Genomic DNA, 25,843 nt, shown 5'->3' with positions numbered 1-25,843 from the left:
AATCTTAAAAGAATGAAACAACAAAAGACCAGGTCCATTTTTTTCCTGGTCTTTGTTGTATTTCGGAGAGAAGATGTAGTAGTTGTAGTAGATTTATAAAATGATGTCGTTATCTCGAGATAGATTGTTGTACTTCCTGGCGTAATGTTTTCGTTGCAGCAACCATATTAGCTAAAGCTGCAACAGTTTCAGTTTCTTTTCTTGTTTTTAAACCACAATCTGGGTTCACCCAAAATTGATGGGGATCTAACACCTGTAAACTATCTCTCATAATAGTTAGCATTTCTTCATTGCTTGGCACACGAGGACTATGAATATCATAAACGCCTAAGCCAATGCCCTTTTGATAAGGTTGCCCTTGCAGTGATGTAATGAGCTCCCCGTGACTTCTTGATGTTTCAATGGAAATCACGTCTGCATCAAGTGCACTAATCGGTTCGATGAAATCGTTAAATTCGCAGTAGCACATATGTGTATGGATTTGTGTTTCATCTTTGACACTAGCTGTAGCCAGCTTAAAGGAATTAACAGCCCATTCTAAGTAAGCTCCCCATTCTTCTTTTCGTAGCGGTAAACCTTCTCTTAGAGCTGGCTCATCCACTTGAATAATTGAAATACCTGCGTTTTCGAGTGCCTCAACCTCTTTGCGAAGTGCTAATGCAATTTGATAAGCGACATCTTTACGTGACAGATCGTCTCGTACAAAGGACCAATTTAATATCGTCACTGGTCCTGTCAGCATACCTTTTACAAAGCGCTTTGTTAAGCTTTGAGCATAGGCTGACTCTTTTACAGTTATTGCTGAAGACCACGCTACATCTCCATAAATGATCGGTGGCTTAACACAGCGTGAGCCATAGGAAACGACCCATGCTTTTTTTGTAAAGGCAAAGCCAGTCAGCTTTTCACCAAAGTATTCGACCATGTCTGTACGCTCAAATTCACCGTGAACGAGTACATCGATATCTAGTTCCTCTTGTATCGTAATCCAGCGTTTTGTTTCCTGCTCTATAAATGCCTCGTAGGCTTCATTCGATAATTGTTTTTTACGCCAAGCATTACGATTCCTTTTCACCTCATCGGATTGTGGGAAGCTTCCGATTGTTGTTGTTGGGAATAGCGGTAACGCTAACGCTTGCTGCTGCATTTTTTGACGCTGAGCAAATTCACTATGTCGTTCAAAATCTTGCGTTGTCACAGTTTGAACTGCTTGATGAATCAACTTGTTTTGACGGATTGGATGGTTTTTTAGAGCCTCAATTGCCTTCATACTTTCAGAAAAATTATGCTGTAAGATACCCTCTGTATCTCGTCTACATTTAGTTAGCTCCGTGATTTCTACAATCTTTTCATCTGCGAAGGCTAAAGCATGCTTCAGAACAGGGTCAATCTCATTTTCAAGAGCAGTTGTGATCGGTACATGTTGTAGATTGCTGGATGGTTGAATCCATAGCTCTGCTGCATTACTTAAATGCTCAATTGCCTGAATTGTAGCATTGACCTCCGCTAAGTTGGAACGCCAAATATCACGTCCATTAACAACCCCGACTGCCAATACTTTGTCCTGAGGGAAACCATATTGACGAAGTGACGCCATATTTCCTTTATAGCCATGAACAAAGTCTAGGCCAAATCCTTCTACAGGCAATGTCATCAATGTTTCATAGCCGCATAATGCTTCAAAATAAGTTTGCAGCATGATTTTCGCTTCTGGAACCGCAACGGCTAACTGGTCGTAAATCTCTTGCACAAGCTTGATGTCTTCCGGATCAAGGGATGTGACAAGTGATGGCTCTTCTAGTTGAATCCAATTTGCACCTGCCTCCACTAATTCTTTTAATACTTGCGTATAGAGCGGTATTAGAGCTAATAAGTATTCAACCTGTGTGAATTTGCTATAGCCTTTTGTTAACTTGCAGAATGTATAGGGACCAATCAATGTTGGCTTTGCAATAATACCATACGTTTCTTTCGCCTCTAAGAAATCGGCCAACACTTTATTTTCTGTTAGTTTCAAGGCCTGTCCCTCGTATTCAGGAACAATATAGTGATAGTTTGTATTAAACCATTTTGTCATCTCACTAGCTACAGCTGTTTTATTCCCTCTTGCTACGCTGTAGTAGGTAGATAAATCTACTTTCCCTCCCTGCCAGTTAAAGCGTTTTGGGATGAGACCAAACATTAATGCTGTATCTAACATTCTATCGTAATACGTAAAATCGCCAACTGTCACCATGTCGATGCCAAGCTGTAGCTGCTTGTCAATTCTAGCTAAACGGATTTTTTTTAAACTATCCTCAAAATCCTCTTCAGAAAGCTCGTTGCGCCAAAATGCTTCTAATGCTTTTTTCCATTCGCGATCTTCCCCGATATACGGGTAACCAATGAGTGTGCTTGTATAGGTCATTTTTATATCTCCTTTTCAGAAAAAAATAAAAAGCCATTTTCCAAGGAGGAGAATGGCTGCTAGTTGAAATTTTTAATGCTAAAACAATACGAAAAAAGTATCTACTTTCGCATAAATCATTTGTTATCGCACAGTGCCGATTTGGTCACTTTTCACCACCTATTTCCACGTAGGTATTTGGTGTGTACTAGAAATTGGCAGGTCTCCTGGCTTCTCATCAACACGCCTCACAGCCTTCCCGGTTTCCCAGTGGCCTTTGTGATTTGCTCCGAATAACAGTTGCGGGACAGCGTCGGATTTGCACCGACTTCCCTTTTAAGCCAAACTTTCATTTGGCACCAATTCTTACACATTATTCAATTATGCTCCTACTATAACATATCTTTCAGAATAGTAGAAATAATTTTTATACGATTATCTAAATTATTTCTATAATTATTGTAGGGATTGGTTTAAGAAGATAAGGCTACATTGTATTCCATAAAAAAATTTGTTACTATAAAAATACAATTATGAGAGGACTGATGAATGGACAATGATGAACTAATCTATATTTTTATTTGAAATGAATCACTTCAAACGACAAAATATAGGATTAGTCTATCCATTTTTAACAATCAGTTTGCGTTTATTTGTCATGATGTCATTGGCAAATAAAGTTTATTCAGTGAGAGACTAATCCTTCCAATATCCAATTGGGGGGATTTTTTCTTGCTCTCATAGTTTATTCTGTATCTTTCATCTACCTAATAAAGGAGAGAAAAAAATGAGCGATTCTGAACCTATTGTGACGCATGTGATGCTCCGTATAAGTCGTTAGCATCCATCAACTTATACGGAGAAATTTAGCATAGATGGATGTACCGACTTTGTATAAAAGAAAAATGATTTGCTATACAAAGGAGGAATTATCATGTCAATGATACAAGTACAAGACTTAACGTTTTCTTACCCAAGCAGCTTTGATTATATTTTTGAGGGTGTCAACTTTCAGATTGATACAGATTGGAAACTTGGATTTATCGGTAGGAATGGTCGTGGGAAGACAACATTTTTTAATTTGCTATTAGGGAATTATGAGTATAGTGGGAACATCATTTCTTCAGTAGAATTTACTTATTTCCCCTATCCTGTTTCAGACCCAAATAAATATACGTACGAAATTTTTGAAGAAATTTGCCCTCTGGCAGAAGATTGGGAATATATTCGTGAAATAGCCTATCTAGATGTCGATGCTGAGGTCATGTATCGCCCTTTTCAAACATTATCTAATGGAGAGCAAACAAAGGTGTTGCTTGCAGCGCTCTTTTTAACAGAGGGACAGTTTCTATTAATTGATGAGCCAACCAATCATCTCGATACAGATGCACGAAAGACGGTCTCTGATTATCTACGCAAGAAAAAAGGATTTATTTTAATTTCGCATGACAGAGCCTTTTTAGATGGCTGTGTTGATCATATTTTATCGATCAATAGAGCCAATATTGATGTTCAAAGTGGTAACTACTCAACTTGGAAGTTAAATTTTGATCGACAGCAGGAACATGAAGAAGCAACTAATCAACGTCTGCAAAAAGATATCGACCGTTTAACGCAGTCTTCCAAGCGTTCGGTAGGTTGGTCTAATCAAGTTGAGGCTTCCAAAAATGGAACTACGAATTCGGGTTCTAAGCTAGATAAAGGCTTTGTTGGACATAAAGCAGCCAAGATGATGAAGCGAGCAAAGAACTTGGAATCTAGGCAGCAAAAAGCGATTGATGAAAAATCAAAACTGCTAAAAAATGTTGAAAAAACGGAATCTTTAAAAGTACAACCATTAGCATTTCCATCAAAAGACATGGTTGTTGTAACGGATGTATCAATTCAGTATGACGACAACTTTGTGAATCAGCCTATTAGCTTCAAAGTGGCGCAAGGTGATCGCATTGTTCTCGATGGCAAAAATGGAAGCGGAAAAAGTAGTATCCTACAGCTGCTTCTTGGCAAGCCTATACAGCATACAGGCTCTATACATTTAGCTGCTGGCCTTATTATCTCCTATGTTCAACAGGATACTGCTCATTTGAAGGGAGCATTATCGGATTTTATTGAAGAGCATGCTATAGATGAGACGTTATTTAAATCTATTCTGCGAAAGATGGACTTTGAGCGGATTCAATTTGATAAAGACATCTCACATTATTCAGGTGGGCAAAAGAAAAAGCTGTTGATTGCCAAAAGTTTGTGTGAAAAAGCACATCTCTATATTTGGGATGAACCCTTAAATTTTATTGATATTTATTCGCGCATGCAGATTGAAGAGCTTATTCAAAGTTTTAATCCTACAATGATTTTTGTGGAGCATGACCAAGCCTTTCAACAAACCGTGGCAACGAAAACAATAGCTTTGTCATAAAGGAATCATTTAGAGAAGAGTCCATTTTCAAAATGGATTCTTCTTTTTAATGAAACCAAGTGACACCTTTATTATTTTTATCTTTAACTATAAAACGTTTAATAATTTTCTGTGATCGACGCACACTATAAAGAAATATTTTATAGAAAGGCTAGCAATCCCATGAAAAAAATCGCTACTTTAATGACTATAGTCACTATTTTGATTATGCCCAGTAAGATTTATGCACAAAGCGAACAAGCTGATGAGAAACTCATCACTGATACATTGATAACAATCCTTAATCCATTTATAGAAAAGGAAATTGACCATTACTACGGCTATCCTAAGCAGTATGGCTTGTATGATGCGAACATTTTGAACGTTATTAGGGAAAGTCAGTTTAGCTTTAGGGTTAACGTTCAAGTTACTACTTTTGAACATGCCCATTCCCCACCGTATAGCAAGGAAATCATTACGTTTGAAATCAGTCCAACTGATGTGAACACCCTTCACTATAAACATGAGGCAGATAATGTAGAAAAAGCAATAGATGCATTCTATCGCACAACACTTTTAGACATACAGCAGAGCTTTAATTTGAATTTAGCCTCGTTCATTTCCTATCGATACAATCAATTGCAATACAAGGCTGAAATAAATAATGAAATGAAGCCTCTTGCTACGATTGCAGATGAAATAGCAAACAATATTTTATTTCCTGAGCGAAAGATACCCTATAAAAATGTAGTTGACCCTGTCACCTTTATCAAAGACAATACAGGCTATATGCTCTTTAAAAGGGCAGATGGGACCAATGTAAGCTATCAGCTGCAAAAGAAAGACGGCACATGGACCGTAATAAATAAAGCAAGTAAGCCAGGTAAGAAAATGCAGCATCAATTACCCTGGTATATATAAAGAAGAATGGGAAATTTAATTTTTCCGATTCTTCTTCTTTTGTTAAATAATTTTATAATTAACATTTTTTCTATCATCCCATTTGTGGGAACTCCTTAATGCTAAATCTTTATTATCTTTATCGTTTGCATGAGTCCATTCCACATTATTGAAGGAAAATATTAAGCATTAAAATTTTTCTGAGAAAGTGTTATGATCAGAAAGGATTTATGATTGATGGAGGATTTAAATGAAGGTTGATTTTGAAGAATTATTACATGGTGTTTTTTCATCTTTGCATGCGATAGAAGGCGTAAAGTCTGTCGATTGCATTCTTGAAGTTTTAAAAGATCGAATTGTTTTTCCAGAGATTACTATTTTGATACTGAATGCTAGGTTTGAATTGGTCTATTTGTTTAATGAACAGAAAGTAGTGTTTAAAACGTTAAGAGAAGCTTCGATTGATTCAAATTATATAGAAGAAATCAATTTAATTAATCAGCATTGTAGTTCCATTGAAGGTATTCTAAATGATTTTATTAACACAGATACACTTAAGAATTATTCTTTAAGCCTTCTTTCCTTAAAGTATAAAGAGAAAATTCCGAATAGTTAATATTGTGACAGAGATAGCGTTATAAAAAATGGAATTTGGTAAGAGTTTCTTCTACCAAACTCCATTTTTTAACTCGCCAAGTATTACCATTTATGTTGAAAAAAGATGGTTTGTGCAATGCCAATAAAATATGCTGATTCCGCAATAATATGATTTAACATAACTTTTGCTGTTACATGCATAAGTCCCTCTCCACTTCCACTAATCTATAGAAATAGAGCTTTCAAAGACAGTCACGACATGCTGGGGCTATCAAACCAAGCATGTTTTAATAGCTTAATCCCCTTGTCAATCTCTTCTACCCCTAAATTTGCAAATCCAAGCAAAACTTTTGCGTGCTGTATGACGGAAGGATTGGCGTAAAAAATAGAGGTTGGGTATACTTTTACACCTACCCGTTTTGCTGTTTCAATTAGTTCTTCTTCAGACATTTTATTATTTGGTTCGAGTAGAATATGTAAGCCACTACTAGCCCCATGTATTTTCACGTTATCCCCTAATATTTGATGAATGGACTTTAGTAAAGCCTCATATCTTCTTTTATAGCCATTTCGTGTTTTATTCAAATGTCTCTCCCAATGCCCACTTTCCATAAATAACTGTAAGGTATGCTGATGAAGTCTCGATACAGTTTGAACATAGTAGTTGTTGTTATTAAATAAAAGGGTTAATTCCCTTGGTAAAACCATATAGCTTAGCTTGATGGAAGGAATCAATGATTTTGAAAAAGTGCCCATATAGATGACGCGGTCATTCGAATCTAATCCTTGTAGAGCAGGTATAGGTTTACCTGCATATCGAAACTCCCCATCATAATCATCCTCAATAATATAAGCATTTTCATCCTTGGCCCATTCTAATAATGCTAGTCTTCTTGAAATCGGCATGACCGTTCCGATGGGGAATTGATGGGAAGGGGTGACATAAACAGCCTTGACCCTACTATTTCTTAACTGGCTGATATGAATGCCATGTTCGTCGAGAGGGATAGGTTTCACCTTTATACCATGATCCTTAAACAAGTAACGAACGCGATAATACCCTGGATCTTCCATAGCAAAAAGCTCATTTCTTCCAATTAAATTACATACGATGCCCATTAGAAATTGCAAACCTGCACCAATGACAATTTGGTCTCCTTGGCATTGTACCCCTCTTGCTTCATAAAGATAGCTTGCAATGTAATTCCTTAATTCAAGCTCCCCTTGCGGATCTCCATATAAAAGCAGATGAGCCTGCTCTTCATTCAGGCTTTGCAGTGTTAATGTACGCCATATTTTATAGGGGAAATCTTTTAAATTGATATCTCCATAATTAAAGTTGTACCTAATTGAAGGTAGTTGTTGTTCTTGCGGCGTTGCTAACTGCGGCTCAAAATGATTAGAACTTGTTTGAAAATAGCCCCTTTCGAGTTCTACAACATAAAGCCCCTCTCGTTCTTTACTAATTACATAGCCCTCTGCAAGGAGCTGCTGGTAAGCTGCATCAACCGTGTTGCGACTAATCTGTAAATGTTTAGCTAAGCTGCGCTGAGACGGCAATTTGGTTTGAGCTAAAATATTTCCATTTTGAATTTCAGCTTTTATATAGCTATATAACTGAAGATAAAGTGGTTCTTCATTATGCAAGTTAGGTGTCATTTCGAGCATGGCTTATTGGCTCCTTTGAAAATAGCTTTACTGGCACTTTTAAGAGGTACCAGTGATTGATTATAATAAAATCTACATTGTAGAGGGGAAAATGTAAAGACGTGTAATCACAATAGTTTGTTTATTCAAAAAGCTCACAATGATTTGATGAGATAAGGAGAGGTTTGCATGTATGTTCCAAAGTACTACAAAATAACAGATTTTGAAGAAATCAAAGATTTTATTCAAAACAATGCCTTTGCGACAATTGTTTCAATTAGAAAAGGTAAACCAATAGCAGCCCATATCCCTGTACTGCTGAATAAAATTCAGGATGACTATTACCTGACAGGTCATTTAGCTTATGGAAATCCTTTATGGAAGACCTTTGAGGACGTGAATGACCTTCTCGTCATATTTAATGGGCCTCATGCCTATATTTCTTCCTCTTGGTATGAGCATGAAAATGTGCCAACTTGGAATTATCAAGCTGTCCATATATACGGAAAAGCAAGCCTTATGAACGGAAAAGAGTTAAAGCAAGATTTGACTAGCTTACTAGAAAAATATGAGAAATTCCGTGAAAACTCTGTTTTGTGGGATAAACTATCGCCTGAGCTTTTACAGCAAGAAATAAAAGGGATTAAAGGATTTAAAATAAAGATAGACGAAGTGCAGGCTGCCTATAAATTAAGCCAAAATCGTAATGCTAATGATTATGCCAATATTATTAGCGAGCTTTATAAAGAACAACAACCTCAAGCTGATGCATTGGCAGATGCCATGAAGAAAAATAGAAATGACTAATAAAAATGGCAGAAATGTTGTTTTATCAACGTTTCTGCCATTATCACTTTATTCGAGCGTTTTGGTCATGATGAGATCCATTTGTTCTTCATCCCCCATATAAAAAGAATGAGCACCTGTTTGAACAAAGCCAAGTTTCTTATAAAAACCGATAGCATGGTCATTTTTCTCCCAAACGCCTAGCCAAATGCTTATTTTGTTGTGTGCAATAGCTACTTCCATTGCTTTATTGATGAGGTATTTACCGAGCCCTTTGCCTTGAAATTTATGTCGAATATAAATTCTCTCCACCTCGAGTGACTCATCCCCCATTTGTTCGGATTGTGCCTCATTGACATTTACTTTTAAATAGCCAGCTACTTCTTCATCATCATAGATAAAATAGAAGGCTGAATCGACATTGGTCAATTCCTGCTCTAGCTGATGATCATGAAATGCACGCTCTAAATAAGCTTTCATATTATCAGGCGAGTTTTGGTCTTTAAACGTGTCATTGAATGTTTCGATGCTTATTTCTTGAAGCTTTTTTAAGTTTGCTAGACTACATTCCTCTAATTTAACGGTCATTGCTTCCACTCCCTTATCGTGAACTCTTTCTAGATTTTATATTGCAAATGCAACAAAAAGAGTATATAGTCAATTTAACGTAATTTTATTGTATTTGCAATAAAAATGAAAAGAGGGCTTTCGTTTGAAATATATCTTTTATGTAGTAGGCATTTTCATTTTAACGCTAGGTATTTCTCTAACAATTCATTCCAACCTTGGGACTTCCCCTTTTGATGCGGTTTTAGTCGGATTGTCTAATCATGTAGGTCTAACTGTAGGAAGCTGGGAAATCATTTTGGCTATCCTATTAGTCGGTAGTAATTCCATATTAGCTAGACAAAAGCCTGAAATAGTAGGGCTGATCACAGCATTTATCACAGGTATAGGAATTGATATGTGGTTACTGCTATTAAATGATTTAGCAATACTATGGTATAATCAGGTGGTTTATTTTGGCATAGGGCTAGTTGTGACAGGATTAGGAACGGCAACCTATTTACATACAAATTTTGCGCCAATTCCTGTAGACCGACTAACCTTAATTATAAAAGAGCTAACAAACAAATCGATTTTTTTCTCAAGAACGGTTATTTACCTCTTTTTCTTAGTGTTGGCGATGTTGTGTAAAGGAGCAATCGGTGTCGGTACATTATTAACGGTTTGCTTAGGTGGCTTTATCCTGCATTTCTTTATGCCCATTACTGGAAGAATACTAGATACTCTACTGAATACGACTGTAAATGATCAAAATGGGAAACTGAAATAAAAAACCGGCTATTCGATGAAGAAGGAATTCTAGTTTTATGATAGCTACTCTTCATCAAGTTTCACACCAAATTGATTGAAGATAGCCTTATATTTTTTTCGAAAATGGCCCATCGCTGTTCAGTTCCATGCTTTTTCTGCCATTCATGATAATAACGCTTAGCTGCTGTTACATCATTTAAATGTAGAAATGGGCCAGACGTGTAATAGTTTATAATGGATCTGGCATTAGTCATCGATTCAAAGAAATGATGAGCCTCTTTCATCCCACGAAGTAGCATTTTTCTTAGACCATCCATATTCGTAGTAGGATGGATGGAAAATCGAGATTAAATGTACCTTCGACAATTGATTCAATTCTTGCTCGGAAGTGACATTCTGCTTCTTTTGATGCTGTCAGAATCTCTTTCGATTGAACGTGTGCCAACTCGGTTGCGTAAATACCGCAATTCATATAAAACATGACATTATTAGCGAATTTTTGGAAATTGAACATATAGATAAGATTGTCGGTTGTTTTATAGAAATTCAAACTTTTCTTGTTGTAGCCAAGCATCGAAAGAAATGGCTTGATGTTCTGTTTTATTAACTTATTAAAAATCTGCTGCAATAGAATCCCTCCTATCAGGTTATTAAGTAATGAGGTTCACAGATTAATTTCATTTCCTGTTAAAATGATGTCCCTCTCTTTGAATGGATTTTTTCACCTCTTGATTATCGACTAATTCTTCCCAAATCATTTGTTATAATTCTATGTTTTTATATTTTGTTCAATGGTTTTTGGTTTTTTAATATAGATGAAATATATAAAATAGCACTTATATCCCTACACATCCAATAATTTCATATATTTCTGGTAAAATTACCCGTGATTATTGCAGAAGTTTTACACAGTTAAAATTAAGGTTTCAATTTAGCTGTTTAGGGGTAATCGGTAATATTATTGAAAAATAACGCTTGTCTCTTTCATGCTATTCTTACTTTAGTTCAAAAGCGAAAGTTTTTTGAAAGGAGTAAGATTTAATTGAAGAAAAAATGGTTACTACCCATTTTCGCCTCATTTATGTTCTTCACAGGCATAGGTGTTCATGAAGCGAAAGCGGCAACAATAGCAGATATAACAAATACAGCAAAAGCATATATAGGTGTTCCTTATCAATACGGGGGCACAAATATTAAGACAGGTGTGGATTGCTCTGCATTTACACAAATTGTTTTTTCAAAGCTAGGGATTTCACTAGAACGTACATCCAAAGCTCAATATCAGCAAGGTACTTCGATTGCTAAAGATCAATTGAAGACTGGTGACCTAGTATTTTTTAATACTTCGGGAAGTGGTATCTCCCATGTCGGCATATACATAGGTGACAACAGTTTTATTTCAGCTACTACAAGTTCTGGTGTTAAAATTGATAACATCAATGACCCTTATTACTGGGGATCTCGTTACGTAGGGGCAAAACGCGTGGCGAACTTCACTGAAAATGAGTTTGGAGAAGTAAAAGATGCTGAAATCGACTTTAGCGTTTATGCTTCACGTGGAGAAGTAGCTCTTAAACTGGCTAAGCAATTACAATTAGATACTAGTAGCACCAATTCAAGTTTTCCTGATGTAAAACCATCGTCTAAATATGCGGGTGCTGCTGAGGCACTTAAAAAAATCGGCGTTTTTACGGGGGATGAAAATGGCAAATTCAATCCAGGTTCTCCTATGACACGCGGTCAATTATCGAAAGTTTTAGTGGAAGCATTTCATTTAAAACAACAAGGAGCGGCAGAACAATTTGTCGATGTTCCAAGTGCGCATTGGGCAAACAATTATGTATCCATCCTCGCTTCCAATAAAGTTACAGTTGGTAAAGGTGACAATGTATTTGGGGTGAATGACAATGTTACACTCGTACAATTAGATGCTTTTATCCAACGATTAGCTCAATAACTAACTTCAAAGAGGTGTTTCATCTATGGATGAGACGCCTTTTTTGTTCTGTAGCTCCCCACCTCCAAAGCCGCACTAATTATATTCACATCAAAATTATATAAATAGATTAAGATAAACGCTATATTAGCCGAACGTACAGAGCTAAATCGAGCCACTTTTTATTTGCATTTTATAGATATGAACGATCTATTAAAACAAGTAGTGTACGATATTTCCAACGATTTGTCGGTAAAAATAACGCTGACTTTGCAGATTGACACCCTTGCTTCAAAAGAAAAGTTTATATGATGTTAACGGACTTGATCGTGATAGAGAGAGTTTGCGAATCCTAAAGAAATAACATTATCAATGGATATTCTTGCTTCTTCTGTACTAGGAGTTGCTCAAAGATGGGAGTCATTTTAGCTCTGAATAGATAGCCGGCCAAATTATTGAGTTGTATCGATAATTTTTTTATAAATCCTCTTTATCCAAATAAAAATGGGCGTTGCTTAAGCTTAGCAACGCCCGTTTATTTATTCTTCCACTATTTTTTCGTTAACTTCCCCACTAGCATGATTTTCATGACTAGGTTTAACTCGCTTAATAAAGAAGGCAAGGACGAGTGCAATCGCTGCAATCAATGTTGACAGGAAAAATGTATAAGTTATACCATGTAGCATGGCTTCGTTCATCAATTGTTGCTTTAATTCCGCAGCAGACTGTGACGTTGTTTGAGTTGCATTAGCACTCATATTGTTCATCGCACTTGCAGCTAATTCCTCTGCTTTGACAGTTGTTTTATTGTTCATAATCGTAATCAATACTGCTGAACCTATTGCGCCTGAAACTTGTTGTAATGTGTTGTTCATCGCTGTTCCATGTGGATTATTATGCGCTGGTAGCTGATTCAAACCATTTGTCATTACTGGCATCATTACCATGGACATCCCAAACATACGTAATGTATACAGCACCACTAGTGTAGAATAAGCCGTATCCATACTAATTTTGCTAAAGTAATACGTCGTCACAATGGTGATAATCAAGCCAAATACGGCCAAGCTTCTTGCCCCATATTTATCAAAAAGCTTCCCTGTAATAGGTGACATGATCCCCATCACAATCGCACCAGGTAGCATGAGTAGACCTGAATCCATTGGTGAAATACCACGGATTGTTTGAACGTAAATCGGCATTAAAATCATAGCTGAAAACATTGCCACCGAAATGACAATGGAGATGGCTGATGATAAGGCAAACATTGGATATTTGAAAATACGAAACTCAAGCATTGGTTCCTCCAGTCGTAGCTGACGAAGGATAAAGGTAATTAAAGCGAGCGTTCCAATAATGATCGTTCCGTATACAAGGGCATTATCCCATCCTTTTTCTCCAGCAGAACTAAAGCCATAAAGCAAGCCACCAAATCCAATACTTGATAAAATAAGTGAAATTACATCGAGCTTAATAGGACGTTGTGGCGTCACATTCTTTAATTTAAAGGCTGCGAAAATTAATGTTAGAATGGCAATTGGTAGTACAAGATCAAATAACATTCTCCAACTGTAATGCTCAATTAGCCACCCCGAAAGAGTCGGTCCAATAGCTGGAGCTGTAATCATTACGAGACCGAACATCCCCATTGCAGCGCCTCGTTTTTCGACCGGAAATGCAGTCAGCATAACATTCATTAATAGAGGCATCATAATCGCTGATCCTGCAGCTTGAATCATTCGCGCCCCTAGTAACACACCAAATGCAGGTGCAATACTAGCTAAAAATGTACCCAATGTGAACAAGGCCATCGCGGTAATAAATAATTTTTTATCCGTAAAGCGTTGAATGAAGAACGCGCTGGCGGGAATTAAAATACCGTTAATTAACATATAACCTGTTGAAAGCCACTGTACTGCCGTTGCATTCACATCGAATTCAATCATAATGGCTGGAAGCGCAATGTTTAGTAAAGTTTCATTTAATATAGCAACAAAAGCCCCAATAAATAAAATGGCAATCATGCCGTATGGCGTTTTTGTCTCAACTGAAATGGTTTTCTCTGACATATAGTATCAGTCCTACTTTCTTTATCTTTTTCAATTTCATTCACATGTTTAGGAAGCCTTTCGATTACCTTTAAGTCCTTAAAAGATTTGAACTGCTTCGTTCATTTTTCCCCCAATCTGCTGTTTTGCCCCTGTTGATTTCATCAAAACCACCCCTCAAAAAAAAAGACTATTAAAAGTGTTGACGAAAGAATAGAATGTATTATATAATTAAAATAGGGATAATGCGCTGTATAATAAATATACAATGTCTATCTATATAAATTTATCATAAGACATGCTTTATTTCAATGTGTTTTACATAATTATTTTCACAAAAAAGTCGATTCCTAAACTATAGGAATGCGACTTTTTTCATTATATTTTTATTAAGCCTTCCCCCGTTCATTCGTAAATGGTTGTGGCGATACTGATAAGGGGTTGCTTTAGAACAGGTATAACTGAGAAAATTAATGATACTTGTTGTGTATTTGTATAACCTCTTTATTAAAAGTGGGTTCTTTCTATTTTTTACATCAACCTTTTTAGAGTCAGGTTTCTGCCTAGTTTTTGTGGGATAATTAGGGCGTTGTATACGTTAACGACAGCATTAAATGTACTTTTTCATTTGAGCGATTGATGTAAGTGTGAAGTTCTTCACCTTTAAATTTAATGACATCCCATTGGTTTAACTGATGGCATTTTTCTCCGACCTTCAGCTCTAATTGTCCATTTAACACAAGTACAATTTCTTCAGACCCTGCTAAGTGACATTCACTGTACTTACTATTTGGCTCGATACAGCCTCTATACCACTCTGATCCATGTGTTTTAAATAATGGTTCGACAAACCAGTCGTTATTATGCCCTGCAAATTGATACTCCGAGCCGAATCGATGGACTTCTGTATGTTCTTCAAATGTTAATAAAGAAACGAGTGGAATATTGAGCCCTCTACATATTTTCCAAAGGATATTGACGGTTGGATTTGTTTCCCCTCTTTCAATTTTCCCTAATGTCAATTTACTAACATTGCTGACATTCGCTAGCTCCTCTAAACTCATCCTTTTGTTTTTTCGAATTTCTCTTAGATTAACCCCGACTTGACCAGATAAGTCAATATTTTCCTCATTCATTATGCGCACCCCTTTCATTGACTTTGTATATTAAGTATATTATAGTATACAAGTCGATAAATTATAGTTTATTTTTAAAATAAAAAGTTAATTATAGTATATCAAATAATCATCTATATTGACAAAAAGAGGTGTGCTTTCAATGATAGCAAAATCAAAAAATCTATATATTATTTGGAGCGTTTTTTCTTTATTCATACTCTCTATGAATCTACGAGCTTCCATTACATCCATCTCACCCGTGCTGAAAAATATCCAGGCCGATTTACAGATGTCGAGTGTTGTCGTCAGTTTACTAACGGCTTTACCCGTTTTTTGTATGGGGCTTTTTGCACCACTGGCTGGAAAGTTAAGTGCACGGTGGGGCATTGAGCTGACGATTGCGTTATCCATTTTATTAATTGGCGTATCAACTGCATTACGTTTAGTAGCGACTTTCCCTTTTCTTTTATTATTGACAGCTGTCTTTAGCGGAATAGGCATTGCCATTACAGGTCCACTAATTTCTGGTTATATTAAAAAGCATTTTCCTAAATCCTCATCCTCGATGATTGGTGTGTATTCAGCTGGCATGGGGATTGGTGCATCTTTAAGTGCTGGCTTAGTCGTGCCTGTTATGCATGCTTTTCACCAATCTTGGAACATCGCTTTAGCGATCTGGTCTTTGTTTGCACTAGTAGGAATCATCGTTTGGATTCCTATTATAAAAAAATCACATCAATCACAAAACATAGCAGAGCAAGCTGTCAGTCAAAAAAGCCGACTACCTTGGGGAAATCGTTATGTTTGGCTTTTGATGGTGATGTTTGGTTTACAATCAGGTGTTTATTATTCCTTGGCAACATGGCTTGCGCCAAAAGTACAGGACATGGGTTATAGTGATGCATATGCCGCAACAACGGTTACTATTTTTTCTGTTATGCAAATGATTTGTAGCTTTATTATTCCAATTATCATTAATAATAGTGTGAAGAGAAAACCTTGGATGCTACTATGTGCTTTCAGCTCCTTTATCGGCATCCTATTATTAATAATTGGCGGGACTTCTCCAATTCTCTGTGCCGCATTAACGGGGATAGGTGCTGGTGGTTTATTCCCATTAGCTATGATTCTGCCTTTAGATGCAACGACTACACCAAAAGCTGCAAGCGAATGGACAGCCATGATTCAATTTGGTGGCTATATTATTAGTGGAATTATTCCGATGCTTGTTGGGGTCATAAAAGATGTCACTAATACATTTGACGTTGCCCTTTTCGCCCTATTAGTGGTAATGTTTGTTCTCATGCTGCTAACGTTAAAAGTGAGAACAAAAACCGATTCAACTATTCGTATACTTTCCTAATAAACAAAAGGGGAGTCACTTCATGTGACCTCCCCCTTTTCATGTTGAAAGATGATGTTAATTTGATTTCTGTTCCGTCAGCATCCGATAAGCTACTTCATCTATGATGCTAATCCCCTAAGAGTGATGCTTGCTCTACTCCAATCTAAAGTGGCTTTTTGTCTTTCTTACTAGTAAGTAGTAATGAATAAAATAGCACATCATTAGGAGAAGAATACGCTCTTATTTTCAATGTGAAGAAGTATTAGTCACAACAGCCATCGATAAAATGAGGGATGAACACCTTCATTTTATTTGTGCAACCTTTGCTAAAAAGATACCACTTTTATTGAGTTTCAATCAGCATAGATAATGGCTACCCCCACTTTACTCTGTTGCAAATACCTCTACATGTAAAGAAAATCCATTGTCTAGCTCCTCTATTGGAGGAAATAGTCCCCATCTACATCATTGTAAAGAGTAAGGCACTATCCCCTCTGCCAAAAATTAATTGTAAAGGTGATTTTCCCATCGGCTAATGTGGATTTAGTCTTGTAGCCTAATTGTTCAGCAAGACTTTTCACTGTGGCGAGACCGAGACCAGTTCCTGAAATATGCTTGTTTCGAGAGCTTTCCCCTACATAAAATGGCTGCCATATTTTAGAGATATCTGGCAGTGTAGTATCATTCGTAATTTCTAGCCTCCCATGTGAATCGAAGCAGATGAATATGTCACGACCAGAGGTATATTTGACAGCATTACTGATCAAATTCTCTACAATAAAATGGACTTTCTCTTGCTCGGTGTTTAGCATGAATTCGGTTAGTTCTGATTGAAGAAAAATTTGTTTATCTCCCTGCACCGGCTGATAGCTATGAATGATTTGTTGCAGTAGCTGAATAACATCAAAGCTGGATACTTTCGAATCGTTTTCTTCAGTTCTAGCGAAATAAAGCATATCTGTGATGATTTTTTCCATTCGATCTATTTGCTGATGAATAACGGTTAAATAGGTTCCATCATCCATCCCATCTTCCATTCCACTTGCATATACGTTGATTAAGGCAAGAGGCGTCTTTAACTCATGTGTTAAGCCTACCATAAATTGCTTCAAATCCAGATTGCGTTGCGTTAATTGCTGTTGGGCTGATTCCAGTGTTTGACTCATTTTATTAATACTTTTGGCTAATTCTTCGATTTCATCACCTGTTTGAATGTTTGCCTGCTGAAAATTTAGTGCGCCAATTTCCTGTGCCACTTGTTGTAGCTCATTTAATGGATTGGTCAGCTTGCGAGATAAGAGGGCTGTCACCATGATAATTACTAAAATACTGGCAATTAAAAAGACGAAATTAAAGCGATTGATAAAAGAAGCAATATCCGTAAAATGAGCCATAGAGGCCCCAATCATTATAAGCTGATTTCCCTCTTTGGCATAATGTACAAGAAAGCTCGATTTTTGTTTTCCTTGATCATACAGTTTGCCTACTATTTTTTCTCCAGCTATGTCTTGTAGCACTTCTTCTGAAACCCAAAATTTATTAAGAGCGATCTGTTCTCTCGCCAGCTGTAGTCTTAAATTTTCGTTCAGATTATCGATGGAGCCTTCAAGAGGCACAGTGATGATTGTGACATCAAATTGTCGTTCCACTAGGCTAGGTTCATCCTTGGTCTGATACGTTTCATAAGCGTCTGCTACTTTTTTATTTAACTGATAGAGATAATATTTAGGCAGAAAAAATTGGCTGACGACAAGCGAAATCGTAAACGTGACAATCACAACGAATGTGATATAAATGGTTAATTTAGTGCCGATTTTTTGCTTCATTCGCTTGTACTATAGCCAACACCTCTATGTGTTTGGATAATGTCCTCTCCTATTTTTTCTCGTAATCGTCGAATATGTGTATCGACGGTACGAGGATCTCCGACATATTCCAGTCCCCACACTAAATCTAAGAGCTGATCTCTCGTTAAGATTTGTCTGCGATTCTGGCTAAAAACGCGTAACAGCTCGAATTCTGTTTTGGTTAACTCAATTTCTGTCCCTGCTCGCCAAACGCGTTTGCTGGCGATATCGAAGGATACTTCCTTTAGTTGCTGGACAGACTCTATGTGCAGCAATTTTTTCACCCTCATAATGAGTACTTTTGGATAAAATGGTTTATGGACATAATCATCAGCTCCATCTGCTAGCGCTTGAAATTCATCCTCACCAGTGTCCCTTGCTGTAAGCATTAAAACCTTGATTTTTTGTGTTTTTTTCATCTCACGACAAACTGTAATGCCATCTATTTTAGGCATCATCCAATCTAAAATCGCTAAATCAATTTTTTGTTGATAAAATATCGCAAGTGCTTCCTCCCCATTTGTAGCAGTAAAGACAGTGAATCCCTCCCTTTGAAAATAGCTTTGTAAAATCTTTAACATATCTAATTCATCATCAGCAATGAGTATATTCATTTTATAGAACTCCTATTGATCATATTTTCCTAAATGATATTGTTCGATAATCGCAATTAATTTTTCAGGATATAAAGGGTCTGTCGAGTAATTGCTTTTTTTCAAGGCATAGGCTGCCTCTTGATAATTGGTTGCCTTCAGCACCTCATCATATTGATGGGCATTCCAGCTCGTTCCATTTAATAATAGCTGACGATGGTCCTTTAATGCACTTTTCCAATCAGGATAGGCTCGAAATTCAGCTTCGGTTGTATAGCTTTTATTGTTTTGATATTCCATTGTCGGCATTTTGATGGACTTCCCTTGATACCGTCCCTTTATCCCAAACAAATTATTAGCATTGACAGCCAATTCACTCCGTCCAAAATTGGATTCTAAAATAGCCTGCGCGATTGTTATACTAGGCAATATCTCTCCGTTTTGTTGATGTAATGCAACAGCGATTGGCGCAATGTCGTCGACAAATTTCATTTCATCGTTATTGTCCTGCCCACATAGTTTGGCTACGTACAAGCTTATCATTACTGCAAATAAGATGATGATTATTTTTTTCATAGTGTTTAACCTCAATTCCATTCATGTGATGCTTGTATCGTAAAACAACAATGTTACAGCCATTTGACAAAATATCATAAATGGCTAAAAAAAGCCCGCACCTTTGAAGATACGGGCTAGCATTCATGTTATTTTTGCTTTGATGAATTTTTGTTAAAAGCACTCATGTCCAGACTAACAATGGGATGTTAAAGGGAACATAAAGTTACCTTGTAGGAGTGGCTTTTTCGATAGGATGAATAAGGCATCGTCATCATTTGGTGTGATGGTTGCCGTCATGCCGTCCATCGCAAAGTTAGGGGTGAAATAAAATACCACCTTTTTCGTTGTTTGCTTCACAATGCTTGCTAACACAGCCTCCACATTGATTGCCTGCTGGGAGATGATATCGTAAATATTTAATATCCCGTCCTCTTCCTCCATTAACACAATGGTTGCTAAATCTTCTAAATAGTAAATGGCATGTTGGAATACTAGGGTGAAATAAAACATTAATAAACTCTCGTTTTGTTCAACATCTACAATATTTGAAAGGATATGACGATTTTTCGCATAGTTTTCAAGGAGTGTTAGATCCTGTTCAATTGTCAACTGTCGGACGATGGCATCCTCCCTCAGTGGAATAGGCTTTTCCGTGAGGTCTAAGCTAAATTCGCTTTCATGAATTCGTGTAAAGCCAAACTTTGGATAAAAATCTAGTACCGTATCATTGGCAAAAAGATACATAAAATCACAGGCATCTTCGTATTCCTTGAGAATATGCTGCATTAACTGCTTAGCCAAACCTTGATGGCGATACTTTTCATCGGTCATCACCGTACCAATTTGAATCCCTTTTAATTGTTGACCATTTATTAGTACAGACATTTTATGAATAGAGGCATTGGCAATCACTTTTCCTCCCTGAACAAAAGAATACGGAATATATCGATCATTCCAATAGCCTTTGTTGTACCAGCCTCTAAAATCTAAGCCGAATGTTTCGATGGCTAAATCATTAAAGCTGGCCTTCAATTTTTCATCATGACGATAATTACTCATTAACTCATATTTTATCACGTCTATTCCCTCCGATTTTATGTTTTATTAGCTCATTATTGTGGGAATACTCACCTCCAAAAAACAGAAAAAAGACCTTATGAGAACAAACTCATAAAGTCCTTTGTTATATACAGAAAATAATGCTAGCCACTTAAGTAACTACCAATGATCTCTGTTTACATGGATCAGACAGGATTATGCTGCTCTTCGTTATCGCAAGAGGGCCATACTAAATAAACCCTATAATTCACAAAAAATTATAGAATAGCCCCTTTATTAAATTCATTGGAATTTAATTTGCGATAATTAGTTTTAGCATAAACGGCTGATCTCCCTTCTGTTTTTAAGAATACTATTATACTACCACTTTTTGTTAAGTACTGTCTACTTGATGATGAAAATGAAGGAAATAAGTATAGAATACCCCTTTCAAGACAATTCTATAAAAGAAGTTAGCAATGAAGGGAGCCTACAATTCATCATGAAATTTAAACTACCTTTCAATAAACAACAGCCACCTTCCATCAAAGAGGCACCTAAAGAAAATCTTGTGAGGGTTGCACATACAACAGAACATTTTATTCAATCAATCAAAAATGCAACAAATGATCCAGCTGATTTAATTATTAAATCACTTCCTCCAAACTTGACCCTTATTTATATCGATAACTTAATTGATGATCAAACTTTGAATAATGATATTATCGCCTGTTTACAGAACAAGCCACATGAAACACCAGAGGACATTGTGATGGCTATTTCTATTGCTGAAGTAAGTCAAGCCAGTTTATTAAAGGAAACTGTAGCGTCAATGGTCAATGGATCTGTTGTGATTCATGTAGACGGTAGCTCACAAGTGATTTTAGCCAATATCGCTAGCCGAGAATCTAGAGCTTTGTCAGCTCCTGAAAATGAATCACAAGTAATTGGTACACAGGTTGGTTTCAATGAGAGTCTTTCAACGAATATTTCCTTAATTCGTCGCTACATAGTAAGTCCGAATCTTTGCAATGAAAAAATAAAAGTTGGCGCGCGCACCAATACGTCTGTTTCACTCCTATATATGCATGGGATTGCTAATGATCAAATGGTCCAGACGTTACGCCAGCGAATTACAGACCTTACGATCGATGAATTGCTCGATAGTGCGGTTCTAGCAGAAATGATTGATGATAATTCATTATCAGTCTTCCCACAGATGCTGCTGACAGAAAGACCTGACAGATTTTGTGATGCGGTTTTAGATGGCAAGGTGGGCGTTCTTGTAGATGGTAGCTCAATGGCCATCATTGGCCCCCAAGCCTTTACTGAGTTTTTCCAAAGTCAGGAAGATCAAAATTTAAGATGGCAAATTGCTACTTTTCTCCGTTTATTGCGACTTACTGCCTTTTTTTTGTCCGTTTATTTAACACCTTTTTACGTGGCAGCTTTGACCTTTCATTACGAGGTAATTCCGCAAGCCTTCCTCGTACCATTAAGTGAATCGAGGGCTTTGGTTCCGTTCCCACCGATATTTGAAGCTTTACTGCTGGAAATTATCATTGAATTATTGAGAGAAGCTGGAGCCAGATTGCCAACTAAAATTGGACAAACGATTGGTATCGTTGGCGGTATCGTTATCGGGACAGCAGCTGTACAGGCAGGTATAACAAGTAATATTTTACTGATTATTATTGCACTAAGTGCTTTAGCATCATTTACCTCACCGAGTTATATGATGGGCAATGTGGTTCGTCTTATTCGCTTCCCTATTATTATACTTGCAGGATTTTGGGGTTTTTATGGCATCATGCTGGCTTTTTGCTTTATTCTTATTCATCTGTTACGCCAGACAAGCTTGGGGGCACCATATATGTCTCCTTTCTACCCACCAAGATTGAAGGAAATGCGGGATAGTATTATCAGAATGCCCATTCCCTTAACAGCAAAAAGACCTGCTTTAACAAGACCGAAGGATGATTATAAATTCGAGCCTGAGCCTGTAACACCGGAAAAAAGTTGAACTGAAGGTGAGATAAATGGCAAAACCTATACAACTTAGCCCTAAAGATATGATCAATGCTTATTTGCTTTTTTTTGTGGTACACGGTGCACAAATTGGGGTTGGTATACAGGGATTTCAACGCATTATCTATCAGGATGCAAGACAAGATGCATGGATTTCAGTTCTACTGGCTGGTATTGCTACACATATCGTCACATTTTGTATGATTAAAACTTTAGAAATCTATGGCTCCAATGATTTATATGGAATTCAAATCGATATTTTTGGCAAATGGATTGGCAATTTTTTTAATGTTATGTATGTCATCTATTGTTCTGTAGCATTCTTTTCCGTTTTGCGAAACTATATAGAAGTTATACAAGCATGGATTTTCCCAAGTATTGGGACATGGTTTCTATCTGCTACGTTATTAATCATTATTATTTATGCCTTTACGGGTGGGCTTCGAGTAATTGTTGGGGTGTCTTTTTTTAGTATCATCCTATCGTTATGGATTATGCCGATGTTAGCCTTCCCTTTGAAGTATTCCTCAGCAGAAAGTCTCTTTCCTATTTTAGAAAACGACTTTCGCTCGATTTTAAAGGGTGCCCATTCGATGACTTTTACCATCATTGGCTTTGAAATTTTGAACGTGATTTATCCCTTTGTGAAAGACAAGGAAAATGTTAGAAAACCTGTCCATTTAGGGTTATTGGCTTCAACGGTCATCTATTTAGCCGTCATGCTGGTGTCTATCACCTACTACAGTGAAGGCAAACTACTGAAAACAATTTGGGCAACCTTGACATTGTTTAGCTTTATTAGCTTCCCTTTCATGGAACGCTTTGAATTTGTAGCCGTTTGTTTTTGGATGTTGATTATTTTACCTAATCTTTGTCTGTATTTATGGGCGGCCTATCGGGGAGCAATTCGATTAGTCAATATAAGTGGAACGACTTTTGTCTGGATACTTTCGTTCTTTGTTTTCATTGGAACATTACTTATTCAAACACGCACACAGATCAATACAATCAACACGGTGTTTGGACAAGTGGCATTTTTTGTGATCTTTGTCTACCCTCTTGTGCTATGGCCAATCGCCCTACTGAAGAAGAACCTCACATCAAAGAAGGTGAAAAAGAATGAACAAGCTTAAAGGAAAATGGTTGGTTCTTCTATCGATTGTTTTTTTATATGGATGTGCCCAAACGAATATTTTGGATAAAGTAGGATTAACCACTTTAGTCGGCTACGATATAGGAAAAGAAGAAAAAATTGCAACGACAGCCGTCATACGTGAAGTAAATCCTGAATTCCAAAGCAATGTGGAAGTTCTAACAACGGAAAACGATACAAGTAAAGGGAATCGAATGGAAGCCAATCGCAAGCTTTCGAAAAAAATCATGGTTGGTCAAATGAGGGTAATTTTGTTCGGTGAAGAACTTGCGAAAGATGATCTTCGTTATTATCTTGATACAAATCTAGAAAATGCAAGTGTCAGCAATGGAATCTTTATGGCAGTTGTGGAAGGCGAAGCAGCACCATTACTGAAATACGAATACAAAAATATCGAGGACATTGGGCAGCATATTTTTAGGCTCATCGAACAAAACGTCAAGCAGGAATATATGATTTCGTCCACGCTTCATCAAATTGCCCACGATTATTATTCAATTGGCAAAGATTTAGCTATGCCCATATTAAAAAGAGATGATGAGCTAGTGGAGTTAAGTGGTGTCGCTCTTTTTAAAGGAAGTAAAATGGTCAGCACCCTACCAGTTAAAGATAGCTTTTACGTAAAAATCGTTCGAGACACATTCAAAGTGGGACTATATGAAACTATACTGGACAACGAAGATGTTCCATCCAAGATCCTTCAAAAAAAAGCCAACAAAATCACAGTAGCCTTTGATGCGATTCATTCGAAAAGAGAAATACAATTAATCGATGCGGATAAACCAACATTTGACCTAAACATCAAAATCAAGTCAAGAGTATTAGAAGTGTACCCAGATATTAACCAAGGTGACCCAAAAAGTGTATCGGCACTAGAAAAAGCGATTGAGAAAAAATTGTCGAAGGAAGTATCAAGAGTGATTGCCCATAGTCAGGAAGTCGAATCCGATATTTTTGGTTTCGGTGAAAAATACCGAAGCTCTGTGAGACATTCTGAACTCACTAAAGAAAAATGGCATAAGATGTATAAAGATATGAAAGTAAATGTCCATGTTGATTTTGTGATTTTACGGAACGGTGTTTTTGAATAAGCTACTGCAATGGTTGCCCTGTCATGATCGTCAAAAAGTGGTGGAAAAATTTCTCGTATTGGATATCAAAGGCAATACGATGTTTTTTCTCGCCATTGTTTATACTTTCATAAGGCCGTGTTTCAGCAATGCTTTGCCCTCTTGCAGGGCCTTCTAATTTATCGACAACAGTTACGGGATAGGACTCATATATAAACATGTCAGGCTCCATTATAGCCATCAGCGTTAACGCATCATGCACAGGGCTCCCTAAAAGTGAGGGGTCCCGTTCTTGATAAAAGCGAGTATAGTATTCCATTAATGGCTTGAGGATTTTTGTTTGTCCAAATGAATCAATATAGTCTACCATACCTGGCGTGACAATCGCCTTTTGTGTAGCATTCAAGGGAATGATTGTGACATTCTTTGCATAGGTAAGCACGATATTAACCGCAAACGGATCACCATGAAAATTTGCCTCTGCCACTGTTGTGACATTGCCAGGAACCCAAAACGCTCCACCCATAATATAAAATTCCTTGACATGTTTCATAAGCTCTTTGTAGAGGATAAACATTGTTGCGAGCGAGGTCAATCGCCCAATATTAACAATTGTTAGTTCATCATTTTTATATCTTTCTATAATATTGACGATTTCAAAAAAGTTTTCAATTTTTAATTCATGATCATCATTTGGAATAATGGGTCCTAATCCCCGTTCGCCGTGTATTTCTGGATAGTAAGTCGGCTGTTCACCAGTTAAAGGTACTTCTGCTCCTAAAATAACGGGAATCCCTTGAGGGAAGTTAAACAATCTCATGACATAATAAATATTGGATACCGCATCTTCTCGCGATACATTGCCGTAGTCTGCCACTAACCCAACAATTTCTATTTCCTGATTGAGCCTGGCATAAATTAATGCTACGGTATCATCAATGCCAATATCCCCAAATAACAGCACTTTTTTTACCAAAGAATATCCTCCCTTTTCCTGCCAATCTGGCTATTCCTATAGTACGATGAAAAGCTCAAAGACGATACAGATTTGAATGTTTTTGGAAAAATTAGTGTGTGATTC

General features: G+C 37.0%; 21 protein-coding genes, 2 pseudogenes and 1 riboswitch. Of the genes and pseudogenes, 10 read left to right on the top strand and 13 right to left on the bottom strand.

The genetic code is table 11. The features are described 5' to 3' along the window. Positions 1 to 109: 109 nt before the first annotated feature. On the bottom strand, positions 110 to 2,407 hold the full coding sequence (metE, locus tag AC6BKE_RS19060; RefSeq protein WP_036126347.1) for a 5-methyltetrahydropteroyltriglutamate--homocysteine S-methyltransferase: 2,298 nt from the start codon (positions 2,405 to 2,407) through the stop codon (positions 110 to 112). Between the two features lie 179 nt (positions 2,408 to 2,586). Beyond that, positions 2,587 to 2,765, bottom strand: a riboswitch (cobalamin riboswitch). A 555-nt stretch (positions 2,766 to 3,320) separates the two neighbouring features. On the opposite strand from metE, the gene AC6BKE_RS19055 reads away from it, so the two are divergent. The 3 genes from AC6BKE_RS19055 (at position 3,321) to AC6BKE_RS19045 (ending at position 6,297) form a co-directional block, all read left to right on the top strand. Beyond that, entirely contained in the window at positions 3,321 to 4,802 is a 1,482-nt protein-coding gene (locus AC6BKE_RS19055) for an Lsa family ABC-F type ribosomal protection protein (RefSeq protein WP_342503785.1), read from the top strand. A gap of 162 nt (positions 4,803 to 4,964) precedes the next feature. Continuing rightward, positions 4,965 to 5,702: a DUF3888 domain-containing protein gene (locus AC6BKE_RS19050; RefSeq protein ID WP_036126352.1), complete on the top strand. Its 738-nt coding sequence runs from the start codon at positions 4,965 to 4,967 to the stop codon at positions 5,700 to 5,702. Positions 5,703 to 5,931: 229 nt separating this feature from the next. Then, positions 5,932 to 6,297, top strand: coding sequence for a hypothetical protein (locus AC6BKE_RS19045; RefSeq protein WP_036126354.1), 366 nt, complete (start codon positions 5,932 to 5,934; stop codon positions 6,295 to 6,297). Between the two features lie 233 nt (positions 6,298 to 6,530). Here AC6BKE_RS19045 and pdxR read toward each other — a convergent pair whose 3' ends face one another. After that, positions 6,531 to 7,946 carry a MocR-like pyridoxine biosynthesis transcription factor PdxR gene (pdxR, locus tag AC6BKE_RS19040; protein ID WP_499857673.1) on the bottom strand — a complete coding sequence of 472 codons (1,416 nt, stop codon included), beginning with the start codon at positions 7,944 to 7,946 and terminating at the stop codon, positions 6,531 to 6,533. A gap of 168 nt (positions 7,947 to 8,114) precedes the next feature. On the opposite strand from pdxR, the gene AC6BKE_RS19035 reads away from it, so the two are divergent. Then, the gene (locus AC6BKE_RS19035) at positions 8,115 to 8,732 is read left to right on the top strand and encodes an FMN-binding negative transcriptional regulator (protein WP_499857672.1); all 618 of its coding nucleotides are present in this window, start codon (positions 8,115 to 8,117) and stop codon (positions 8,730 to 8,732) included. Between the two features lie 48 nt (positions 8,733 to 8,780). Here AC6BKE_RS19035 and paiA read toward each other — a convergent pair whose 3' ends face one another. Next, complete coding sequence (gene paiA, locus AC6BKE_RS19030) at positions 8,781 to 9,299, bottom strand: spermidine/spermine N(1)-acetyltransferase (protein WP_271913436.1); 519 nt, start codon at positions 9,297 to 9,299, stop codon at positions 8,781 to 8,783. A gap of 124 nt (positions 9,300 to 9,423) precedes the next feature. Here paiA and AC6BKE_RS19025 point away from each other — a divergent pair, with 124 nt between their 5' ends. Then, positions 9,424 to 10,047 (top strand): YczE/YyaS/YitT family protein, encoded by a 624-nt coding sequence (locus AC6BKE_RS19025; RefSeq protein WP_499857671.1) that lies wholly within the window; start codon positions 9,424 to 9,426, stop codon positions 10,045 to 10,047. 61 nt (positions 10,048 to 10,108) lie between these two features. Here the strand turns inward: AC6BKE_RS19025 and AC6BKE_RS19020 are convergent, their stop codons facing one another. Continuing rightward, a complete protein-coding gene (locus AC6BKE_RS19020; RefSeq protein ID WP_342503786.1) occupies positions 10,109 to 10,327 on the bottom strand; it encodes a hypothetical protein in 219 nt (72 codons plus the stop codon). Positions 10,328 to 10,332: 5 nt separating this feature from the next. Then, positions 10,333 to 10,656, bottom strand: coding sequence for a DUF4304 domain-containing protein (locus AC6BKE_RS19015; RefSeq protein WP_330493315.1), 324 nt, complete (start codon positions 10,654 to 10,656; stop codon positions 10,333 to 10,335). 414 nt (positions 10,657 to 11,070) lie between these two features. On the opposite strand from AC6BKE_RS19015, the gene AC6BKE_RS19010 reads away from it, so the two are divergent. Continuing rightward, positions 11,071 to 11,985 (top strand): C40 family peptidase, encoded by a 915-nt coding sequence (locus AC6BKE_RS19010; protein WP_058844408.1) that lies wholly within the window; start codon positions 11,071 to 11,073, stop codon positions 11,983 to 11,985. Positions 11,986 to 12,503: 518 nt separating this feature from the next. Here AC6BKE_RS19010 and AC6BKE_RS19005 read toward each other — a convergent pair. Both AC6BKE_RS19005 and AC6BKE_RS19000 read right to left on the bottom strand, forming a co-directional pair. Continuing rightward, positions 12,504 to 14,033 carry a DHA2 family efflux MFS transporter permease subunit gene (locus AC6BKE_RS19005; RefSeq protein ID WP_036126369.1) on the bottom strand — a complete coding sequence of 510 codons (1,530 nt, stop codon included), beginning with the start codon at positions 14,031 to 14,033 and terminating at the stop codon, positions 12,504 to 12,506. A 560-nt stretch (positions 14,034 to 14,593) separates the two neighbouring features. After that, positions 14,594 to 15,148 (bottom strand): helix-turn-helix domain-containing protein, encoded by a 555-nt coding sequence (locus tag AC6BKE_RS19000; RefSeq protein WP_036126370.1) that lies wholly within the window; start codon positions 15,146 to 15,148, stop codon positions 14,594 to 14,596. 142 nt (positions 15,149 to 15,290) lie between these two features. On the opposite strand from AC6BKE_RS19000, the gene AC6BKE_RS18995 reads away from it, so the two are divergent. Beyond that, a complete protein-coding gene (locus AC6BKE_RS18995) occupies positions 15,291 to 16,493 on the top strand; it encodes an MFS transporter (RefSeq protein ID WP_342503787.1) in 1,203 nt (400 codons plus the stop codon). A 467-nt stretch (positions 16,494 to 16,960) separates the two neighbouring features. Here the strand turns inward: AC6BKE_RS18995 and AC6BKE_RS18990 are convergent, their stop codons facing one another. From AC6BKE_RS18990 to AC6BKE_RS18970, 5 genes and pseudogenes are all read right to left on the bottom strand, one after another. Further along, a complete protein-coding gene (locus tag AC6BKE_RS18990) occupies positions 16,961 to 18,301 on the bottom strand; it encodes a sensor histidine kinase (protein ID WP_499857669.1) in 1,341 nt (446 codons plus the stop codon). After that, positions 18,298 to 18,510 (bottom strand): annotated as a pseudogene (locus AC6BKE_RS18985) (winged helix-turn-helix domain-containing protein); the annotation flags it as partial. The pseudogene AC6BKE_RS18985 and the gene AC6BKE_RS18990, both read right to left, overlap by 4 nt. 80 nt (positions 18,511 to 18,590) lie before the next feature. Then, positions 18,591 to 18,936: pseudogene (locus AC6BKE_RS18980) on the bottom strand (response regulator transcription factor); the annotation flags it as partial. A 12-nt stretch (positions 18,937 to 18,948) separates the two neighbouring features. Next, positions 18,949 to 19,491 (bottom strand): glycoside hydrolase family 73 protein, encoded by a 543-nt coding sequence (locus AC6BKE_RS18975; RefSeq protein WP_101966653.1) that lies wholly within the window; start codon positions 19,489 to 19,491, stop codon positions 18,949 to 18,951. Positions 19,492 to 19,665: 174 nt separating this feature from the next. Next, a complete protein-coding gene (locus tag AC6BKE_RS18970; protein WP_499857668.1) occupies positions 19,666 to 20,550 on the bottom strand; it encodes a GNAT family N-acetyltransferase in 885 nt (294 codons plus the stop codon). A gap of 463 nt (positions 20,551 to 21,013) precedes the next feature. Here AC6BKE_RS18970 and AC6BKE_RS18965 point away from each other — a divergent pair, with 463 nt between their 5' ends. From AC6BKE_RS18965 to AC6BKE_RS18955, 3 genes are read left to right on the top strand one after another with little or no spacing between them, the layout of a single operon-like run. Further along, a complete protein-coding gene (locus AC6BKE_RS18965; RefSeq protein WP_499857667.1) occupies positions 21,014 to 22,534 on the top strand; it encodes a spore germination protein in 1,521 nt (506 codons plus the stop codon). Between the two features lie 16 nt (positions 22,535 to 22,550). Then, complete coding sequence (locus tag AC6BKE_RS18960; protein ID WP_499857666.1) at positions 22,551 to 23,672, top strand: GerAB/ArcD/ProY family transporter; 1,122 nt, start codon at positions 22,551 to 22,553, stop codon at positions 23,670 to 23,672. Beyond that, the gene (locus AC6BKE_RS18955; protein WP_036126396.1) at positions 23,659 to 24,783 is read left to right on the top strand and encodes a Ger(x)C family spore germination protein; all 1,125 of its coding nucleotides are present in this window, start codon (positions 23,659 to 23,661) and stop codon (positions 24,781 to 24,783) included. The genes AC6BKE_RS18960 and AC6BKE_RS18955 overlap by 14 nt, the downstream gene beginning before the upstream one ends. A gap of 1 nt (position 24,784) precedes the next feature. On the opposite strand, the gene AC6BKE_RS18950 is transcribed toward AC6BKE_RS18955, so the two are convergent. Beyond that, complete coding sequence (locus AC6BKE_RS18950; protein ID WP_058844414.1) at positions 24,785 to 25,738, bottom strand: nucleoside hydrolase; 954 nt, start codon at positions 25,736 to 25,738, stop codon at positions 24,785 to 24,787. Positions 25,739 to 25,843: the final 105 nt, after the last annotated feature.

This window comes from Lysinibacillus sp. COL-1, from assembly GCF_059814265.1.
Note: the sequence above shows the minus strand (reverse complement) of the source record. Positions and strands in the feature narration are given on the sequence as shown.

Bases quoted from the DNA above. Each gene is read 5' to 3' on its own strand.
- AC6BKE_RS19020 (WP_342503786.1), bottom strand. From the start codon at position 10,327: ATGCTACTTCGTGGGATGAAAGAGGCTCATCATTTCTTTGAATCGATG.
- metE (WP_036126347.1), bottom strand. From the start codon at position 2,407: ATGACCTATACAAGCACACTCATTGGTTACCCGTATATCGGGGAAGAT.
- AC6BKE_RS18965 (WP_499857667.1), top strand. From the start codon at position 21,014: ATGAAATTTAAACTACCTTTCAATAAACAACAGCCACCTTCCATCAAA.
- AC6BKE_RS19055 (WP_342503785.1), top strand. From the start codon at position 3,321: ATGTCAATGATACAAGTACAAGACTTAACGTTTTCTTACCCAAGCAGC.
- AC6BKE_RS18975 (WP_101966653.1), bottom strand. From the start codon at position 19,491: ATGAAAAAAATAATCATCATCTTATTTGCAGTAATGATAAGCTTGTAC.
- AC6BKE_RS18990 (WP_499857669.1), bottom strand. From the start codon at position 18,301: ATGAAGCAAAAAATCGGCACTAAATTAACCATTTATATCACATTCGTT.
- AC6BKE_RS18955 (WP_036126396.1), top strand. From the start codon at position 23,659: ATGAACAAGCTTAAAGGAAAATGGTTGGTTCTTCTATCGATTGTTTTT.
- AC6BKE_RS19000 (WP_036126370.1), bottom strand. From the start codon at position 15,148: ATGAATGAGGAAAATATTGACTTATCTGGTCAAGTCGGGGTTAATCTA.
- pdxR (WP_499857673.1), bottom strand. From the start codon at position 7,946: ATGCTCGAAATGACACCTAACTTGCATAATGAAGAACCACTTTATCTT.
- AC6BKE_RS19035 (WP_499857672.1), top strand. From the start codon at position 8,115: ATGTATGTTCCAAAGTACTACAAAATAACAGATTTTGAAGAAATCAAA.
- AC6BKE_RS19045 (WP_036126354.1), top strand. From the start codon at position 5,932: ATGAAGGTTGATTTTGAAGAATTATTACATGGTGTTTTTTCATCTTTG.
- AC6BKE_RS18960 (WP_499857666.1), top strand. From the start codon at position 22,551: ATGGCAAAACCTATACAACTTAGCCCTAAAGATATGATCAATGCTTAT.
- AC6BKE_RS19050 (WP_036126352.1), top strand. From the start codon at position 4,965: ATGAAAAAAATCGCTACTTTAATGACTATAGTCACTATTTTGATTATG.
- AC6BKE_RS19005 (WP_036126369.1), bottom strand. From the start codon at position 14,033: ATGTCAGAGAAAACCATTTCAGTTGAGACAAAAACGCCATACGGCATG.
- AC6BKE_RS18995 (WP_342503787.1), top strand. From the start codon at position 15,291: ATGATAGCAAAATCAAAAAATCTATATATTATTTGGAGCGTTTTTTCT.
- paiA (WP_271913436.1), bottom strand. From the start codon at position 9,299: ATGACCGTTAAATTAGAGGAATGTAGTCTAGCAAACTTAAAAAAGCTT.